The 19,725-nt window shown below is 33.4% G+C and carries 19 protein-coding genes; 1 reads left to right on the top strand and 18 read right to left on the bottom strand.

The features are described 5' to 3' along the window. Positions 1-21 precede the first annotated feature (21 nt). The 7 genes from JOD07_RS06510 to mtaB all read right to left on the bottom strand — a co-directional run bounded on the left by JOD07_RS06510 (position 22) and on the right by mtaB (position 6,715). Complete coding sequence (locus JOD07_RS06510) at positions 22-1,683, bottom strand: ribonuclease J (RefSeq protein WP_158739172.1); 1,662 nt, start codon at positions 1,681-1,683, stop codon at positions 22-24. A 131-nt stretch (positions 1,684-1,814) separates the two neighbouring features. Next, the gene (locus tag JOD07_RS06515) at positions 1,815-2,261 is read right to left on the bottom strand and encodes a Fur family transcriptional regulator (protein ID WP_243144514.1); all 447 of its coding nucleotides are present in this window, start codon (positions 2,259-2,261) and stop codon (positions 1,815-1,817) included. Positions 2,262-2,376: 115 nt separating this feature from the next. Then, the gene (locus tag JOD07_RS06520; protein WP_243144515.1) at positions 2,377-2,652 is read right to left on the bottom strand and encodes a DUF1292 domain-containing protein; all 276 of its coding nucleotides are present in this window, start codon (positions 2,650-2,652) and stop codon (positions 2,377-2,379) included. 17 nt (positions 2,653-2,669) lie between these two features. Beyond that, positions 2,670-3,089, bottom strand: coding sequence for a Holliday junction resolvase RuvX (ruvX, locus tag JOD07_RS06525; protein ID WP_158739174.1), 420 nt, complete (start codon positions 3,087-3,089; stop codon positions 2,670-2,672). A 28-nt stretch (positions 3,090-3,117) separates the two neighbouring features. After that, positions 3,118-4,920 carry a hypothetical protein gene (locus JOD07_RS06530; protein WP_204612938.1) on the bottom strand — a complete coding sequence of 601 codons (1,803 nt, stop codon included), beginning with the start codon at positions 4,918-4,920 and terminating at the stop codon, positions 3,118-3,120. 14 nt (positions 4,921-4,934) lie between these two features. Then, positions 4,935-5,189 carry an IreB family regulatory phosphoprotein gene (locus JOD07_RS06535; protein WP_158739176.1) on the bottom strand — a complete coding sequence of 85 codons (255 nt, stop codon included), beginning with the start codon at positions 5,187-5,189 and terminating at the stop codon, positions 4,935-4,937. A gap of 215 nt (positions 5,190-5,404) precedes the next feature. Further along, positions 5,405-6,715 carry a tRNA (N(6)-L-threonylcarbamoyladenosine(37)-C(2))-methylthiotransferase MtaB gene (gene mtaB, locus JOD07_RS06540; protein WP_158739177.1) on the bottom strand — a complete coding sequence of 437 codons (1,311 nt, stop codon included), beginning with the start codon at positions 6,713-6,715 and terminating at the stop codon, positions 5,405-5,407. A gap of 197 nt (positions 6,716-6,912) precedes the next feature. On the opposite strand from mtaB, the gene JOD07_RS06545 reads away from it, so the two are divergent. Then, positions 6,913-7,146, top strand: a complete 234-nt coding sequence (locus JOD07_RS06545) for an HPr family phosphocarrier protein (RefSeq protein WP_158739178.1) — start codon at positions 6,913-6,915, stop codon at positions 7,144-7,146. Between the two features lie 30 nt (positions 7,147-7,176). Here JOD07_RS06545 and thiI read toward each other — a convergent pair whose 3' ends face one another. From thiI to lepA, 11 genes are all read right to left on the bottom strand, one after another. Then, the gene (gene thiI / locus JOD07_RS06550; protein ID WP_158739179.1) at positions 7,177-8,355 is read right to left on the bottom strand and encodes a tRNA uracil 4-sulfurtransferase ThiI; all 1,179 of its coding nucleotides are present in this window, start codon (positions 8,353-8,355) and stop codon (positions 7,177-7,179) included. Continuing rightward, on the bottom strand, positions 8,352-9,524 hold the full coding sequence (locus JOD07_RS06555; protein WP_158739180.1) for a cysteine desulfurase family protein: 1,173 nt from the start codon (positions 9,522-9,524) through the stop codon (positions 8,352-8,354). Before JOD07_RS06555 ends, thiI begins: the two co-directional genes overlap by 4 nt. A 78-nt stretch (positions 9,525-9,602) precedes the next feature. Continuing rightward, entirely contained in the window at positions 9,603-9,971 is a 369-nt protein-coding gene (locus tag JOD07_RS06560; protein ID WP_204612940.1) for a response regulator, read from the bottom strand. A 2-nt stretch (positions 9,972-9,973) separates the two neighbouring features. Next, positions 9,974-10,711 carry a 16S rRNA (uracil(1498)-N(3))-methyltransferase gene (locus JOD07_RS06565; RefSeq protein WP_158739182.1) on the bottom strand — a complete coding sequence of 246 codons (738 nt, stop codon included), beginning with the start codon at positions 10,709-10,711 and terminating at the stop codon, positions 9,974-9,976. Positions 10,712-10,716: 5 nt separating this feature from the next. Next, positions 10,717-11,667, bottom strand: coding sequence for a 50S ribosomal protein L11 methyltransferase (gene prmA, locus JOD07_RS06570; RefSeq protein ID WP_330576506.1), 951 nt, complete (start codon positions 11,665-11,667; stop codon positions 10,717-10,719). 18 nt (positions 11,668-11,685) lie between these two features. Continuing rightward, entirely contained in the window at positions 11,686-12,870 is a 1,185-nt protein-coding gene (gene dnaJ, locus JOD07_RS06575) for a molecular chaperone DnaJ (RefSeq protein ID WP_158739184.1), read from the bottom strand. 127 nt (positions 12,871-12,997) lie between these two features. Further along, positions 12,998-14,845 carry a molecular chaperone DnaK gene (gene dnaK / locus JOD07_RS06580; RefSeq protein WP_158739185.1) on the bottom strand — a complete coding sequence of 616 codons (1,848 nt, stop codon included), beginning with the start codon at positions 14,843-14,845 and terminating at the stop codon, positions 12,998-13,000. 28 nt (positions 14,846-14,873) lie between these two features. After that, complete coding sequence (gene grpE, locus JOD07_RS06585; protein WP_158739186.1) at positions 14,874-15,527, bottom strand: nucleotide exchange factor GrpE; 654 nt, start codon at positions 15,525-15,527, stop codon at positions 14,874-14,876. Then, positions 15,520-16,554 carry a heat-inducible transcriptional repressor HrcA gene (hrcA, locus tag JOD07_RS06590; protein WP_158739187.1) on the bottom strand — a complete coding sequence of 345 codons (1,035 nt, stop codon included), beginning with the start codon at positions 16,552-16,554 and terminating at the stop codon, positions 15,520-15,522. Before hrcA ends, grpE begins: the two co-directional genes overlap by 8 nt. Positions 16,555-16,646: 92 nt before the next feature. Beyond that, positions 16,647-17,795 carry a radical SAM family heme chaperone HemW gene (gene hemW / locus JOD07_RS06595; RefSeq protein ID WP_158739188.1) on the bottom strand — a complete coding sequence of 383 codons (1,149 nt, stop codon included), beginning with the start codon at positions 17,793-17,795 and terminating at the stop codon, positions 16,647-16,649. 4 nt (positions 17,796-17,799) lie between these two features. Further along, positions 17,800-19,608: a translation elongation factor 4 gene (gene lepA, locus JOD07_RS06600; RefSeq protein WP_158739189.1), complete on the bottom strand. Its 1,809-nt coding sequence runs from the start codon at positions 19,606-19,608 to the stop codon at positions 17,800-17,802. Positions 19,609-19,725 lie beyond the last annotated feature (117 nt).

A 19,725-nucleotide genomic window follows, 5' to 3' on the forward strand; every position in this document is an offset into this window, starting at 1 on the left:
AATTGCAGCCCCCTACTTAGATCAAACCTCCATAATAATAGGCAGTATCATAGGACTTCTTTTTGTCTGTTGCCATAAAAAATCTTTTAAAGTATCCTTAATTAAGCTTTTTATTTGTGACCATTCTGTAATTTGCTTTTGCTCACACTGATTCAAAGACTGTTTAACCACATTTCTTGCTTCATCCATTAAGTCTTCAGATTCTCTGACATAGACAAATCCTCTCGAAATAATATCTGGCCCAGAAATCACTGTATTGGATGCTTTATCTATAGTCACAACTACAACCAATAATCCATCCTGTGATAAATGTCTTCGGTCCCGAAGAACGATATTGCCTACATCCCCTACTCCTAAACCATCTACCAAGATTTGACCAGAAGGAACAGTTCCCGTGACTCTGGCAGAATCCTTAGTTAACTCCAGAACATCTCCGTTAGAAAGAATATGAATGTTTTCTTTAGGCATCCCTAACATCATAGCCAATTCAGCATGATGTTTCAAATGTCTGTATTCTCCATGAACTGGAATAAAATATTTGGGCTTTACTAAACTATGAAGCAGCTTTAGCTCTTCCTGACAAGCATGACCTGAAACATGAGCATCTTCATAAATTACATCTGCACCTTTACGGAACAATTCATTAATTACTTTTGAAACCGTTTTTTCATTTCCAGGAATTGGAGAAGAGCTTAATATAATCTTATCCCCCGGTTTTATTTCCAACTGTCTATGATCAGATGTCGCAATTCTGGATAATGCAGCCATAGGCTCTCCCTGGCTTCCTGTCATAATAATAACAATTTGATCATCATTATACTTTTTTATTTCTGAGAGATCGATAAGAGTATTCTCTGGAATATCTAAATACCCCAATTCACTGGCTGTTTTCACCACATTGACCATACTTCTTCCGATAACTGCAACCTTTCTGTCATGCTTATATGCGGCATTAATAATTTGCTGAACTCTGTCCACATTGGAAGCAAAAGTAGCTACCATAATGCGATGATTACCCACTTCAGCAAAAATTTCTTCCAATGCGTTCCCAACCGTTCTTTCTGACATTGTATAGCCTTTTCTCTCTGCATTAGTACTGTCTGCTAGCAACGCCAATACACCTTTGCTGCCCAATACTGCAAAACGTTGCAAGTCAATAGCATTTCCTTTTATAGGTGTATAATCTACTTTAAAATCTCCTGAATGAATCACGACGCCTACAGGCGTGTGTATAGCCAGTGCAACTGCATCTGAAATACTATGATTGGTTCTGATAAACTCAATCTTAAAAGGATCCAGATCTATCGTTTCTCCTGTAGATACACAATGTCTTTTTACAGTGCGAAGTAAATTATGTTCTTTTAATTTATTTTCAACTAAGCCAATCGTTAACTTTGTTCCATAAATTGGAACGTTTAATTCTTTTAAGAAATAGGGTAATGCTCCTATATGGTCTTCATGTCCATGGGTCAAAATAATACCTTTAACTTTTTCGGCATTCTTTTTTAAATAAGTTATATCCGGTATTACCAAATCAATTCCAAGCATTTCATCTTCAGGAAATGCTAAACCACAATCTACAACAATAATATTTTCGTTGTATTCAAAAGCGGTAATATTTTTACCGATTTCCCCAAGACCTCCTAATGGAATAATTTTTAATTTTGATCTCTTTGCTGCCAAAACTACACCTCCATTGATTTATGTAAAAAATCAGCATGATAAAAACAACATCATGTATCTACCATTCTAATATGTCTTTACTTATTTTATATTTTAGCCAAAAACTATTTTCTTATTAATGATATTTATACTTATTCTGAAGGCTTCATGCACCTTGAACAAATTCCATAAAATTTCACTTTATGATTTGTAATTTTAAAAATATAATTTTTTTCTATCTGTTCTTCCAATCCATCTAAAAGATCTTCTTCGACTTCAATAACCTTACCGCAATTCTCGCAAATTAGATGATGATGATGATGATCTTCTTCATTGGAGATTAATTCATATCTGCTACATCCATCATCAAAATTCAATTTGTCTACTATTTTTATTTCCTCAAATAATTGCACAGTTCTATATACAGTAGCTAACCCAATTTCTGGACAAGTTTTTCTTACATATTCATAAATTTCTTCTGTACTTAAGTGCTCCCCACTGTGCTCATTCAAAATATCTAATACAGCTCGGCGTTGTGTTGTTAACTTACAACCTTTTTGCTTTAATAATTCCTTAAAATCTATTCCCTTCATACGCATGTAGGCCCCTCCAATGAAAAGAATTATTTCCTTCTTCATAATATTGCCAATCCTGCAGCCAATAATTAATAGTATATTATCAAAAAAGGATTTTGTCAATTGATATCCAATATCATTAAAAATCTAGATCATAATCGTTATCCTCGTCCATAAAATATTGAGCAGCTCTTATTAATTCTTCTTCATCTTCTATCAATTGATAAACTGCTTCTTCATCATTTTCACTTACATCTTTTAAAATAAGAGCTTCATCTTCTTCTCCATCTTCTTCAACAGGTACAACCAATATAAAACGATCGCCATCTTTTTCTACAGCATCAATGATTTCAAATTCTATTTCTTCACCAGTTTCATCATCTGTAAGAAAAATTATGTTGTTCATTTCTTTCATAGTATAATCCTCCATTCTTAACATTTACTATCTAAATACCCTTGTAATATATAAACAGCAGCCATTTTATCAATTACTTTTTTTCGCTTGCTTCTACTTATATCTGCTTCTAATAAAATGCTTTCTGCTGCTTTGGTACTTAATCGCTCATCCCATAAGATCACTTCAATGGAAAACCTTTTTTCAAGTTTTTCCTTGAATTCCAAAGTTTTTTCTGCCCGAACCCCCAAAGTATTATTCATATTTTTAGGAAAGCCCAGAACAATTTTTTTTACATCATACTGTTCAATTAATTCTTTAATCCTTTCCATACTCTCTTTAAGATTATTTTCATCTTTTCTACGGATAATTTCTACCCCCTGGGCTGTCCACCCAAAAGGATCACTCACTGCGATACCAATGGTTTTTTCTCCGTAGTCCATACCCATAATTCGCAAATTTTTGTCTCCTCTCAAAACACACAGACTATTTATTCTGATTATATACATACAAATATGGAAATACAAGATATATCATACAAGTTGCACACATTACAATTCCTGAATCGTTAAAAAAAACTGCTCCACTCATAGCTCCTATCCATGAAGGGCCTACTTTTGTCATGATTGGATGTTTTATATCAAAATAAATGCCTAAAATAATCAAAGCAACTATTAAAAACTTTGACCACATAGAATATTTAATCAATTGCAAATTCATTGCCAACTTTCTTTTTATAACTTCGGCTATCAAGTAAGAATTACCATCTAAAAGTTGAGATATTGTCTGCCCTAGATGCGATTGATCATCAATAAAATAGCAGTCTAAGATAATCCACAAAACAGCAAATAAAAATAACGCTGCTATAATCGCATAATTAGTATATTTCCTTGCTTTGTTTCTATAATGATGAAAATAAAACAAAAGCATTCCTGACAAAGCAGCTAGCATACCTCCAAAATTAGCTCCCCATAAAGACATTCCTAATAATAAAATAAAAAATATCTGTAAACCCATAGAAACAGATCTGAAGTAACGTAATTCACCGATGGAATATAAAAACAAATAAAGATTTCCTATTATGATTCCTGCATACTCATTCCCTATGCCATAAAACCTAGCACCGATAACAGGATCATAACCTAGAAATGAATTTCTCATTAACGGAGAGCCCAATAAAGTATCCAAAGCAAATATCATTAGAAGTGTCCCGGAAGTCACTTTTAAAGTTTTTTGGCTAGAGATCATGTTCATGCCAAGATAAATAATAGTAAGTAAAACTATAATATAACTCAGCAATAAAACAACCATATTTTGAAAATGCAGCATCATCAAAACAGGTATCCATAAAATAGATAATATTATTGAATTATATATTTTTTTAACTTTAATACTACTCTTTTGATTAATTAATAAAAAAAACGCTGCACATGTAATTAATAATAAAGTATAAACTTTAATTACCAGTGAACGAAGGGAATTAATTTGCTTTATTTTTTCTAAATCTTTTATCATTACGGAAAATGCATTTTTACTGGAATGAATAGTTATCCCCTTACTAATCATACCGCTATAATCAATCTTTAATTGATTGAGTATTGTAGGAGCAATATCCAGACTCGTGATTATACCAGGTCTTCTAGTTGTATTTGCAGTGACTAATCCTGGTTGTGGATTTGCACTGTCATAAAATAAAAAAGGTGTTAACTCTGAATTCTTTTCGCGGTCATAAGGACAAAATAAGTACAATTGAACTTTATTTTGATTTATAAAATCCAGGAGAAAATTTTGATTTTCCCTTGTATTATATAAATCCATTTCAATTAATATAATATCAGCCTTTTTTAAAATGTCCATATTGTCTTCTGAATACAGTACTTCAAAGTCTTTTGACTGATACGTGATTTCTCCTGAAGAATTTTCTATTATTTTTTTTATATTTGGATGATCAGAAAAAATGGCTGTAGAAAAATTAGATTGGCTTAACAAATCCCCCAATCCATTTTCTACAGCCCCCATATCATTGATTTCATAATAGCTCCATCGCCTGCCAGCATTAATTGTACCATAATGCTCAATGATTCTGTTTTTATGATTCGTTCTGATGCTCATAGATCCTATTGCACTCTTTGAAACCAATGAAGATACTAATGGAGAGTTAATTAAAACATCCCATGAGCCTTGAGATACAACTAACAATATAATCTTATTTTCTGCTCCATATACATTCATTGGAATCATCAAATACATTAGAAAAGTCAGAAAAAGAATCTCTAATCTCTTGTACATTCAACAAGAACTCCTTATTTTTTCTCGAGGTAATTTTTAACCAATTCTTCAAGTAATTCGTCCCTTTCTAGTTTTCGAATCATACTTCTTGCATTATTATAACTCGTTATATACGTGGGGTCTCCCGACAAAATATACCCAACAATTTGATTTACCGGGTTATAACCCTTTTCTTTCAATGCAGCATAAACACTTAGTAAAATATTTTGAATTTCATTCACATCTTCTTTATCCACATTAAATTGAACGGTTTCGTTAAATTGACTCATAATTTCACTCTCCCATAATATCTACATTACAAAATATAAAGAAGGATTTTAAAATATGATTGATTCTTATCTTATATATAAATATAAAGCCCTTTCTCTAAAGCGGTGTAACGGCTGCTAAACATAAGACTAAAATTACATACATCTATAATATATTTATATGATAATACAAAACATGTCTTTATGCAAATCAAAATTCATTTTTATTTCTGTATTCAAAAAGAACTTATAATATTCCCTATTAAAGCATCATTTTTAACTTCTTTAACTTCTACCTTAAGAATTTCATTTTCAATCTTTTCTTTTGAAGATGCAATCACTTTTAAATAGTTGGATGTATACCCTTCATATAAGTCTTTTTGGGGATCTATAGAATGTTCAAATAAAACTTCCAAAACTTTTCCCACATGTTTTTCTAAAAAGTTTCGCTGCAATTCTTCTCCTAGCAAAATCATCTGATGACTTCTTTCATCTTTAATTTCAGGACTAATTTGATTGGTCATTTTGGCAGCAGGAGTTCCTTTTCTTGGCGAATATTTAAAAACGTGAATTTGTGCAAATCCAATTTCCTTCACAAAATTATAAGATGCTTTAAATTCCTCTTCTGTTTCTCCAGGAAAACCAACAATGAGATCTGTAGTAAGGGCAATGTCTTCAATATTTTCTCTAAGTAATTCCACTGCTTTTTTATATTTTTGGGTATCATACTTCCTGTTCATTCTTCTTAAAGTTGCATCGCATCCACTTTGCAAAGATAAATGAAAATGCGGACATATTTTAGGAAGATCTTTTAGCCTCTTTACAAATTCTTCCGTGACAATAGAAGGTTCAATCGAACTTAAACGAATCCTTTTTAATCCTTCTATAGTATGCACCATTTCAATAATTTTTAGTAGATCCATATCTTCTAAGTCTTTTCCATAAGAAGCAACATGAATTCCTGTCAGTACAATTTCTTTGAAACCATTGTTCACCAAACTTTTTACTTCTTTTATAATGTTTTCCGGATGGCGACTCCTAATCGGTCCCCTAGCATAGGGAATAATGCAATAAGAGCAATATTGATTGCAACCTTCTTGAATTTTTAAATAAGCTCGGGTTCTTCCTTCTAATTGGCTTACCGATAATTCTTCAAAACTTTTCACATTCATAATATTATCCACTGCAGTAATCATCTTGTGCTCTTCTTCATATTTACGAATTAAATCGATAATTTTTGATCTTTGGTCAGTCCCCACTATAATGTTAACTCCTTCAATTGCCTTAACTTCTTCAGGAGCAGTCTGAACATAGCATCCAACTACTGCTACAATTGAATCCGGATTGACTTTTTTTGCTCTTCTAATCATTTGCCTCGATTTTCTGTCTCCAAGATTTGTTACTGTACATGTATTAATTACATAAACATCTGCATATTCATCAAAAGAAACAATCTCGTAATGATCTTTTTTAAATAGCTCAATCATTGCCTCTGTTTCATATTGATTTACCTTACATCCTAAAGTATAAAAAGCTGCCTTTGCCATTGCTTCACCTCATGTTAATTAGTTTAAGTTAAGATAACATTTGAACATCCATATAATTCCAATAAATGAACAATATTGATATAAATAATTTTAAAATATTGGTTACTCTCGATAATTGACAAAATTATAAGATAGAATTACTATGATAATAGGATAGTAATTAATAAATAAATATTCTTAAATTGGAGGTAGTCAAAATGAAATCCATTACGCTTTCTTTAAATTCAATCGAAAAGGTTAAAAAATTTGTTAATATCATCGGAAAATATGATGGCGACTTTGATTTATCTTCAGGGAGATATAAAGTAGATGCAAAATCTATCATGGGTATTTTCAGTTTAGATTTAAGTTCTCCCCTTAAATTAGACATTCATAACGACGATGTAGCAGATGAAGTTATTGCTGAAATTCAAAATTATATAGAACAGTAATAAGCAATCCACTCATAGGAGTGGATTTTTTTAATGTACGATCACCGTTTCAGAATTCTTAATTGCTTCTTCGATCATATTTTCGATATCTGTTAATGCCTCTTCTGATTTTTGAATATACTCTAATTTAGGTTTTGTTTCCGGATGTCTGGGCACAAAAATTGTGCAGCAATCTTCATAAGGAAGAATTGATATTTCATACGTGTCAATTTTCTTTGCAATTGAAACAATATCTTCTTTATCAAAACCAATAAGCGGGCGAAAAACAGGCAATGTTACAACAGCATTGGTAACGGCTAAACTTTGAATCGTCTGGCTTGCTACCTGTCCAACGCTCTCTCCGGTAATAAGAGCTTGTGCATTTTCTTCTTTTGCAATCTTTTCTGCAATTCTCATCATAATCCTTCTCATAATAATCGTTAATTGCTGATGGGGACATTTCTGATAGATTTCCATTTGAATATCTGTAAAAGGAACAATGTAGAGTTTGAATCTGCCTGTATAAGCAGCTATTTTTTTCGCTAAATCAATAACTTTTTGCTTTGCTCTCTCACTGGTATAAGGAGGACTTTCAAAATATACCCCTCCTATTTCTACTCCTCTTTTTGCCACCATCCATCCAGCTACAGGACTATCAATTCCTCCAGATAAAAGAAGCATTGCTTTTCCATTGGTTCCTAGAGGCATACCTCCAGGACCAGGTATTACCTTAGAGTATACGTATAAAGAATTTCTAAGCTCAATATTAAGTTTGATCTCCGGATTGTGAACATCTACTTTCAATTGATCTTCCATATTGGCTAAAATATATGCTCCAACTTCTTTAGAAATTTCCATCGAGTTCAGCGGAAAATTCTTATTTGAACGTCTTGATTCTACTTTAAATGTGTATTGATTATTTCCACAAACGGATTGCATATGATAAAGAGCAGTTTCTTTTATAGAATCCATATCAACTTTTTCATTCTTAATACCGACACAAATTCCTACAATACCAAATACTTTTGTGAGCTTGCTTAATACTTCATCTGTGTCAATATATTCATCTTCAGGTTCTATTAAAATTCTTCCTTGCTCTTTTTGAATATGAAAATTTCCTAAAGCTTTAATGCTCAATCTGATATTTTTGAGTAATGCATTTTCAAACAAATATCTATTATTTCCCTTGATTGCGATCTCTCCATATTTAATAAGAAAAATGTTTTTCATTTTTTACTTCCTCCTCGTTTAAATCTGCGAAGTGTAGGTACGATTTCTTTTAAGGCTTGTACACATTCTTCTACTTCATCTTCTGTATTATATTTTGAAAAACTAAATCTCAATGCTCCTTGTATTTCATCGTCACTAAGCCCAATAGATTTTAAAGTATCACTGGGTTGAGGATGATTGGAAGAGCAAGCGGATCCTGTTGAAACATAGATTTTTTTTGCTTCTAATGCGTGAAGAAGAACTTCAGCCCTGATGTCTTTAAACATAATATTAATAATATGGGGAGCACCTTCTTCTATAGAGGGGCCATTCAAATAAACATCTTCAATACTATCACTTATACCCTTCCAAAGAGCATTCTTTAAATGATATAAATGCTGAGTAACTTCATTCAGTTCTTTATATATATGTTTTGCTGCAATACCTAAACCTGCAATTCCCGGAACATTTTCTGTTCCTGAACGCATACCTCTTTGCTGGTCGCCTCCAAATACTAAAGGTTTTAATCTTATATCCTTTCTCTTATAAAGGGCTCCAATCCCTTTCGGACCATAAAACTTGTGAGCACTAATACTAAATAAATCAATATTCCATCTTTTTACAGGAATGATAAATTTCCCGAATGACTGAATGCCATCTACATGGAATAGAGTATTGGGATTGACTGTTTTTATGAGTTTCCCAATCTTTTCAATAGGTTGAACTGTCCCAATTTCATTATTCACATGCATAATACTTACCAAAATTGTATCTTTGCGAATTGCTTCCTTAAGTTGATCTGGATCAATATAACCAGATGAATCTACAGGAAGATAAGTAACCTCAAACCCTTCTTCTTCCAAAGATTGAAAAACACGCTGAACTGAAGGATGTTCAATTTCGGTAGTAATAATATGCTTTCCTAATCGATGGTATGCAAAAGCAGTACCACGAATAGCTAAATTATTGGACTCTGTTCCGCCAGAAGTATAGATCAGCTCATCTTTTTCAACTTTTAATAAAGATGCAAGGATATCTGTAGTATTTCTGATATACTTTTCTGCTTCAAACCCTTTCATATGAAGGGAAGAAGGATTACCGTAATCATCCTTTAATACAGTAACCATTGTTTCTATAACCTCTTGTGAAGGTCTGGTTGTCGCGGCATTATCAAAATATATTTCTCTCATTCGCATCACCTTTTTGCTCAATCACTAATGTGTAAATTTATTTTCAGAAAAAAACTGGCAGGATATCCTACCAGTTTTTTACCTTGACATTACATTGTTAATTGCTTGGAGCACTCTTGATTTTTCAAAAGGTTTTACAATAAAATCCTTTGCCCCTTTTTTGATGGCATCTACAACCATTGCCTGCTGACCTAAAGCAGAACACATAATAATCTTCGAATTGGGACTCACTTTTAAAATTCCTGGAACGGCTTTAATCCCATCCATTACCGGCATCGTGATATCTAAAGTAATAATATCGGGTTGAAGTTCCGCAGCCATCTGAATGGCGTCTAATCCATTTCCAGCTTCTCCTACCACTTCAAATCCCTCTTCAGAAAGCATTTTTTTTAATACAGTGCGCATAAATATGGCATCATCTACCACCAAAAATCTCAAATTTGACATTCTTACACCTCTCCCATTTCGTACATCATAATTGATCCAAGGAATAGTCCAGCTGTTTCAGTGCGAAGAATTCTTTTACCTAACGTTATGGGAATAATTCCGTGTTCTCGTGCTATATCTATTTCGCTTTCATCAAATCCACCTTCTGGACCTATAAATATACCAACAGTTTCGCCATCAAAATCCCTTAATATATTTCGTAAATGATTATGAGTTTCCTTTTCGTAAGCAATTACTTTTAGGTCCATTTTTTCAGTTGTATGAATGGCCTCTTTTAAAGTAACAATTGGAGTAACTTCAGGTACGATTCCTCTTTGACTTTGTTTAGCAGCCGATTCTGAAATTTTTTGCCATCTCGTCAATTTAGTAGACTGTCTTTTTTCATCTTCTATCTTTATAACTGTTCTCTCTGTAATAACAGGTACAATTTTATGAATACCTACTTCAACAGCTTTTTGAATAATCAAATCCATTTTATCTGATTTAGTTAACGCTTGAAATAACGTTATTTTCACATTAGGTTCTGTTTCAGATAAATGGTACGAAAGAATTTCGGCATTAATGTTTTCTTTGCCTATACTTTTTATTATACACTCATAATCTGTTCCTTGTCTATTACAAATTGTTATTTTATCTCCACTTTTTAGTCTCAATACTTTTGAAATATGTTTAACGTCATCCCCATAAATAACTATATTATCTGCTTGTATCTGCTCGGGATTTACAAAAAATCTGGGCATAAATCTCACTCTTTCATTTTAGCTGCTAATGCACACCATGAGCCTTCCTCGAAGATCTCAACAATATCCAGTCTGTTTTTTGTCATTGCTTCTTGTACATCTTGAAGTCGTTCTTTAATAATTCCAGAGGCAATAAAAAAACCTTTGGGATTTAAAAAATCTAAAACAGATTCAGAAAGCTCAATGATTACATCAGCAATAATATTTGCGACTACAATATCAGCCTTTTCATTCACTACATCTAAAAGATTTCCTTCGTACACTTTCATTATATGCTCAACATGATTTGAGTTCACATTATTTTTTGCAACTTTAACAGCGTTGGCATCTAAATCTACTCCTATTACAGAAGAAGCTCCCAGTTTCGCGGAAGCAATTCCTAAAATTCCACTTCCACATCCTATATCAAATACAATATTACCTTTAGTAATATATTTTTCAAGAAGCTCCAGACACATAGCGGTTGTTTCATGAGTTCCTGTACCAAAAGCCATTCCTGGGTCCATCTCTATGATGATTTCACGTTCATCTGTTGAAGTGTATTCTTCCCAGGATGGTTTTATTACTATATTTTTTCCGATTTTAATGGGTTTATAGTATTTTTTCCAAGAATTTGCCCATTCTTCTTCATGTAAAACATCTGTCTGAACTGTTCCTTTTCCAACATCTAAAAATTGCTTAATATGATTCAAACTATTTTGAATTTGAATGATCTTTTCTTCATAGGGAGCATCTTCAGGTAAATATACTTTTATGAGCACTTCATTCATATCTTTGCTTTTTAACAATTCTTCATCAATATAGTCCCAATCGGTTTTATTCTTTTTTTCCATAGTCATGGTAATATCGTTAGGATCATCTATCTCTATAGTTGGAATACCTATATTTGTCAATGCATAAGATATTGCCTCTACTGCTTCACTTTTTGTACTTATCGTTAAACGAATCCATTTCAAATCATTCATCTCCTTGTTTTAATTCCCAAAGGCTTCTCCGAAAGCATCTTTTACTTTTTCAAAGAATCCTTTCCTTCCTTGATAAACCTCATCACCACTAATGCTTGCAAATTGTCTTAATAATTCTTTTTGCTTTTCATTTAACTTGGTTGGAACATCTATTTTAACTTGAATGTATTGATCTCCTCTTACTTTTGGGTTTCTGAGATGTGGAATTCCTTTTCCTTTTAAACGAAAAACAGTACCTGTTTGCGTGCCTTCTTTAATTGTATATTGCACATTACCATCCAGTGTAGGCACAATCAGATCTGCTCCCAAAGTAGCTTGAACAAAGGTAATAGGAATTTCACAATACACATCGTATCCTCTTCTTTCAAATATTGGATGTTCCTGTATATACACTGTAATCAGAAGATCACCATTTGGACCTCCTCTTTCTCCCGGTTCTCCCTTGCCTTGAATTCGAATACTTTGTCCATGATCAATTCCGGCAGGTATATCCACTTGAATTGTTTTTGTTTTTCTTACCTTTCCTTTTCCATTACATGTATGGCAAGGATCTTTTACAATTTTTCCTTCTCCATGGCATACATCACAAGTCCTTACACTGGTCATAGAACCGAATAAAGTATTTTGTGTGAATTTAACCTGACCTGTTCCACCACAGTGTCTGCACGTTTCGGGATGGGTACCAGGCTTAGCTCCGGTTCCATGGCAGGTATCACAGGTATCCCATAATGCTACATTTATTTCTTTTGCTATTCCAAAAGCAGCTTCATTAAATGAAAGCTGAACACTTACTCTGACATCAGCGCCTTTTGTAGGACCATTTCTTCTTCTTGAGCCCATTCCTCCAAACATGTCACCAAAAACGCTATCAAAAATATCTCCCATATCAAAGCCGCCAAAACCATCAAATCCGCCACTGCCTCCAGCACCATTCCCAAAGGCAGCATGGCCGAATTGATCATATTTCGCTCTCTTTTGAGGATCACTCAATATTTCATAAGCTTCACTTATTTCCTTAAATTTCTGCTCTGCTTCTTTATTATTGGGATTCATATCAGGATGATATTTCTTTGCTAGTTTCCGATAAGCTTTCTTTATATCGGCATCTGAAGCACTTTTATCTACTCCTAGTATCTCGTAATAATCCCTTTCTGCCAATTCAATCACCTTCCAATCTAACCAAACTACATACATTCCATCAATTGCACGAAATTAATTACTTTATTATATAGTGATCTGCATCTAAAATCAAATGAATTTGAAGCCAATAATTAATATACTTTAAAAAAGCCAAAGATGTTCTCTTTGGCTTTTTTAAATATTATAGTTCTTTATAATCTGCGTCTACAACATCATCATTAGATGGGTTCGCGCCCTGTGGATTTGAGTCTGGGCCTGCTCCTGGAGCCTGTTGCTGATATAATTTTGTAGAAATTTCATAAAATACATTTGTTAAATCTTCTTTTGCTTTCTTAAGTTCTGTAATATCAGAATCACTCATATTTTCCACATTCGTTTTTGCAAGTAAATCTTTTAATTTTTTAAGCTCAGTTTCTACTTTAGCTTTATCTGCAGCATCTACCTTATCTCCAAGGTCTTTTAAAGTTTTTTCTGTCTGGAATACCATAGATTCTGCTTCATTTTTGGTATCGATTGCTTCTTTTCTCTTTTTGTCTTGTTCTGCATATTGCTCTGCTTCTTTAATTGCCCTTTGAATTTCATCGTCACTTAAGTTGGTGCTTGCAGTAATTGTAATATGTTGTTCTTTACCTGTTCCAAGGTCTTTAGCGGATACATTTACAATACCATTTGCATCTATATCAAAAGTTACTTCAATTTGTGGAACTCCTCTTGGAGCTGGTGCAATACCATCCAATCTGAAGCGTCCTAAAGTTTTATTATCTTTTGCCATAGGACGTTCCCCTTGAACAACATGTATATCAACAGCTGTCTGATTATCCTCTGCAGTTGAAAAAATTTGGCTTTTTCTTGTAGGAATGGTTGTATTTCTCTCAATTAATTTTGTTGCAACCCCACCTAAAGTTTCAATTCCAAGGGAAAGTGGTGTTACATCAAGAAGAAGAATATCTCCTGCGCCTGCATCTCCTGCTAATTTTCCACCTTGAATGGATGCACCGATTGCTACACATTCATCAGGATTAATTCCTTTAAAAGGTTCTTTTCCTGTAAGTCTCTTAACTGCTTCCTGAACTGCTGGAATACGTGTTGACCCTCCGACCAATAAAACTTTATCTAGGTCTGATGGAGTTAACCCAGCATCTGATAAAGCCGTTCTTACAGGATTCATAGTTCTTTCAACTAAATCCGCAGTTAATTCGTCAAATTTTGCTCTTGTCAGTGTTATATCCAAATGCTTAGGGCCTTCTTGATTTGCTGTAATAAAAGGTAAATTAATGTTTGTAGTCGTTACAGTAGAAAGTTCTTTCTTCGCTTTTTCAGCAGCTTCTTTAAGTCTCTGCATTGCCATTTTGTCTTGGCTAAGATCTATCCCTTCTACTTTCTTAAACTCATCCACCAAATATTTAATGATTCTGTCATCAAAATCGTCTCCACCTAAATGATTATCTCCATTGGTTGCAAGTACTTCAATGACACCATCACCGATTTCAATAATGGAAACGTCAAAAGTTCCTCCACCTAAATCATATACCATAATCTTCTGCTCTTTTTCATTTTCAAGACCATAAGCCAAAGCTGCCGCTGTTGGTTCGTTAATAATTCTCTTAACATCTAAACCTGCAATTTTACCAGCATCTTTTGTAGCTTGTCTTTGGCTGTCTGAAAAATATGCAGGAACAGTAATAACTGCCTCCGTTACAGTTTCACCTAAGTACGCTTCTGCATCTGCCTTTAATTTTTGCAAAATCATCGCAGAAATTTCTTGGGGGCTAAAAGATTTGTCATCAATTTTTACTCTATAGTCGCTCCCCATATGTCTTTTTATAGAAATTACTGTTTTATCAGGATTAGTAACTGCCTGACGTTTTGCAGTTTCTCCTATTAATCTTTCCCCTGTTTTAGTAAAAGCAACGATTGAAGGGGTAGTTCTTGCTCCTTCTGTATTAGGAATAACAACTGGTTTTCCACCTTCCATTACAGCAACACAAGAGTTGGTTGTTCCTAAGTCGATACCGATTATTTTTCCCATATCAATTAATCCTCCTTATGATTCTTTATTAGTTTGCTACTTTTACCATACTGTATCTGATTACTTTATCTTTATAAATATATCCTTTTTGAAACTCTTCTACGATTTCATTCTCTCCAAATGCTTCATCTTCAATATGGGTTACAGCATTGTGGAGATTAGGGTCAAAAGTTTCGCCAACAGCCTTTATTTCTTCTACTCCCATTGAAGTTAAAATATCTTTAAATTGTCTATAGATCATTTCCATTCCTTGTAAGAAAGAATTAGATTCATCGTCTTTTTGAGCAGCACTTAAAGCGCGTTCAAAATTATCAATGACAGGAAGAATTTGCTCAATAGCACTTCTTACACCATCCTCATAAAGAACTGCTTTTTCTTTGATTGTCCTTTTTCTGAAATTATCAAATTCTGCCATTGTTCTTTGAAGACGATCTTTTAATTCATCATATTCTTTTTCTTTTTCTCTTAATTTATTCTGAAGCTCTTCAAATTTTTGAGAAGTAAGCTCTTCTTCATCTTTTTGCGCTTCTTCCTGAGTACTTACCTCTTCTTCATTGACGTTTTTTGCTTCATCATTATTTACTTCAATTTCTGCATCGTTTAATGTTTCATTTTCAACTTCATTGTTAAGAGTTTTTTCTTGCTCCACTTGCCCCACCCTTTTCTTTGTATTTTTATCCATCAGAATTGTTATTTAACAATTTATCCATATTGCTTGAAATATATGATAAAATTGAAACAACTTTTTCATATTCCATTCTCGTCGGTCCAATAATGCCAATGGTTCCTACTTTTCTGCCGCCTATTTCATAAGAAGCAGTAATTAGACTGCAATTTTTAATCTCTTCGATTTCATTTTCTTCACCAATAGTAATATTGATACCTTTGGATGCATTTTTAGTTAAAATAGACATCAATAGATCTTTTTCCTCTAATGTATGAAAAAGCTGCTTCGCCTTAACAATATCACTAAACTCTGGGAAATCCAACATGTTCATTGTACCGCTTAAATAAACTTCAGGGGTAATCTTAGTTTGAATCGTTTTAGCAACCGCATCGAGAATTGGATTTACAATCTCGCCATAGATGCCCATCTTTACCTTTAATTCTTGAATGACAGGGAGATTAATTTGCTCCATTGTCAAACCATTAAGAGAGTCATTCAGCATTGCAGACAACTTATTCAGAGTATTTTGATCTGCCGGAATATCCATTTTAATAACATTATTGGTTACAAGATTAGCGTCAGTCACGATAATAAGGATAATTGAATGAGCATCTAAAGGAATGAGCTGCATATGTTTGATCTTAGTTTTATGAATTACCGGAGAAGAAACGATAGAAGTATAATTTGTATATAATGATAATAACTTTGCTACTTCTTTCATAAGTATATCAATTTGATCTACTTTTTGCTGAAGTAATTGATCAATGATTTGCATGTTGACTTCATTAATGGACAGATGTTCCATTAACTGATCCACATACAAACGATAACCTTTATCCGAAGGAATACGCCCTGCCGATGTATGGGGCTGAATAATAAATCCCCATTCTTCCAGATCAGACATTTCATTTCTAATCGTAGCTGAACTTACACCTAATTCATATTTTTTAGAAATCGTTCTGGAGCCCACAGGTTCTCCTGTAAGAATATAGTCTTTAATAATCGCATGTAGTATTTTTATTTTTCTGTCATCTAAGATCATATTATCATTCCCCCTGGTTTGTTAGCACTCAATTACCGTGAGTGCTAACTTCAAAATTAAAATACCATCTTAGAAATGATTTGTCAAGATATTTATTCATTTTCAGGTAAAAATTCTGCAAAAACCATATTGGATACATCTAACCCTTTAGAAGTTAATTTAATAATGTCTTTATTACTTTCAACAAGACCTAACTTTATTAGTTTTTCAACTTTTTTTCCAAAAATCTCTTCAAATGAAATCTTAAATTTCTCATTAAATTTTTGAATCGATATTCCTTCCAACAATCTGAGTCCTAAAAACATATATTCAGCATATTGCATTGAAAGAGAAATTTCTTCTGCATCCTCTTTTAAAGTTGATAGATCTCCCTTTGCTTTAATGTATTGATCTAAATTGTAAGTATTATGATAACGTTCTCCATTATAGAAAGAATGCGCTCCCAACCCTATTCCAATATAGGGTTTATATGTCCAATAAACCAAATTATGACGGCTCAAAAATCCAGACTTTGAAAAATTAGAAATTTCATATTGCCTATAGCCCATTTTACTTAAATACCATCCGGCATAATGATACATCGCCCGATCTGTTTCTTCATCATTTAATTTAATTTTCCCCTCTTCTTCCCATTTTCCGAATGGTGTATTTTCTTCAATAGTTAAACTATAACACGAAATATGCTCAGGGTTTAAAAGCACAACATTTTTTAAAGTATCCATCCAGTTCTTCAAGGTTTGATTGGGCAAGGAAAACATTAAATCAACATTTATATTGTCAAAGCCAAGACTTCTGGCCAATAGATAATTTTGAATAAACTCTTCCACTGTATGAATTCTTCCTAGATCTTTTAGTAAATTATTTTGATACGCCTGAAGACCCATACTTAATCTATTGATATGGCATTCTTTTAGAACCTCAAGTTTTTCTAATTCCAGTGTTCCCGGATTGCTTTCTATTGTAATTTCAGCATGAGTATTAATCTTAAAATTTTGAAATAAACTCTGTAAAATTGTGCGCAACAAATGGGGGGAAAGAACAGTAGGAGTTCCTCCCCCAATAAATATGGTGTTAATCTCGTAATTTTGCAGCAACACACCATATCGACCAATTTCCTCTTTTAATGCTAAAACATATGCGGTCATTTGATCATTTTTATTGGCGTAAGAAGCAAAATCACAATAATAACATTTCGATTGACAAAATGGTATGTGAATGTATAAACTAATTTGATTGTCCATCTTTCTACTCCAATTTTAATACACTCATAAATGCAGATTGCGGAACTTCTACATTTCCGACCTGACGCATTCTTTTCTTTCCTTCTTTTTGCTTTTCTAAAAGTTTTTTCTTACGGGTAATATCTCCCCCATAACATTTAGCAAGCACATCTTTCCTCATTGCACTAATTGTTTCACGAGCAATAATTTTATTTCCTATGGCAGCTTGTATTGGAATTTCAAATAAATGTCTTGGTATTTCTTCTTTTAATTTTTCCGCAATCTTTCTTCCTCTCTCGTATGCTTTATCCGTATGTACAATAAAGCTAAGGGCATCAACAAGCTCCCTGTTAACCAAAATATCCAGTTTAACCAAATCAGATTCTTTATATCCTATTAATTCATAATCAAAAGAAGCATATCCTCTTGTCCTTGATTTTAAAGCATCAAAGAAATCATATATGATTTCATTTAGGGGAAGATGATAGGTGAGCACTGCTCGCGTCTCTTCAAGATAGTTCATTCCAAGATATTCTCCGCGGCGCTCCTGGCACAACTCCATGATCGCACCTATGTATTCAGTAGGAACAATGATCTCTGCCTTTACGATCGGTTCCTCCATATGTTCTATCTCTGATGGATCAGGCAAATCTGCCGGGTTGGACAATTCGATAACTTCTCCATTCGTTTTATAGACTTTATAAATAACACTGGGAGCAGTAGTCACCAAGTCTAGATTATATTCCCTTTCTAAACGTTCTTGAATAATTTCCATATGCAGTAAACCCAAAAATCCACATCTGAATCCAAAACCTAATGCTATTGAATTTTCAGGTTCATATACCAACGCCGCATCATTGAGCTGAAGTTTTTCAAGAGCATCTCTTAAATCTTCATATTTAGACCCATCTGCAGGATACATTCCACAATAAACCATGGGATTAACTTTTTTATAGCCCGGAAGCGGTACATCCGCAGGATTATTGGCATCCGTAATGGTATCTCCAACTTTAGTATCTTTAACATTCTTTATACTGGCTGCTATGTATCCTACATCTCCTGCACAAAGTTCATCCGTCATTATAAAGCGCCCCGGGCCAAAAAAACCTACTTCAGTAACATCAAATTCTTTGCCGGTTGCCATCATTTTAATTCTCATGCCTTTTTTAATGGTTCCTTCTTTAATTCTGCAAAATACTATGGCCCCTTTATAAGGATCATAAATAGAATCAAATATCAGTGCTTTTAAAGGCGCATCAAAATCTCCTGTAGGACTTGGTATGTCACGAACAACCTTTTCTAATACTTGCTCTATATTGATTCCGGCTTTTGCTGAAATCAAAGGAGCATCCTCTGCAGGAATTCCTATTATATCTTCTATTTCTTTTATAACATGGGAAGGATTGGCACTGGGCAAGTCAATTTTATTGATTACTGGTATAATTTCCAAATTATGTTCTAGTGCTAAATAAACATTTGCCAATGTCTGAGCTTCTATCCCCTGAGCTGCGTCTACAACTAGAATTGCCCCTTCACAGGCGGCAAGACTTCTGGAAACCTCATAGTTAAAATCAACGTGACCTGGAGTATCTATCAAATTAAAAATATATTCTTCTCCATCTTCTGCTTTATATACCAATCGAACAGCTTGTGCTTTGATGGTTATACCTCGTTCTCTTTCCAACTCCATATTATCTAAAATCTGCTCCTGCATTTCTCTTTCTGTCAACAATCCAGTTTTTTGAATCATGCGATCCGCTAAAGTTGATTTTCCATGATCAATATGTGCTATAATGCAAAAATTTCGAGTTCTTTCTTGCTTTGAAAGGGGCATTTCAAATGTTCCTCCTTAATTGATTAGAATCTTTAGTGCATATATCTAATAAAACCAACCGTTAATTTACAGTTGGTTTCATGGCATAACTATATCTATACGTCGTAATATTATAAC

Source organism: Defluviitalea raffinosedens (genome assembly GCF_016908775.1).
Taxonomy (GTDB): Bacteria; Bacillota; Clostridia; order Lachnospirales; family Defluviitaleaceae; genus Defluviitalea; species Defluviitalea raffinosedens.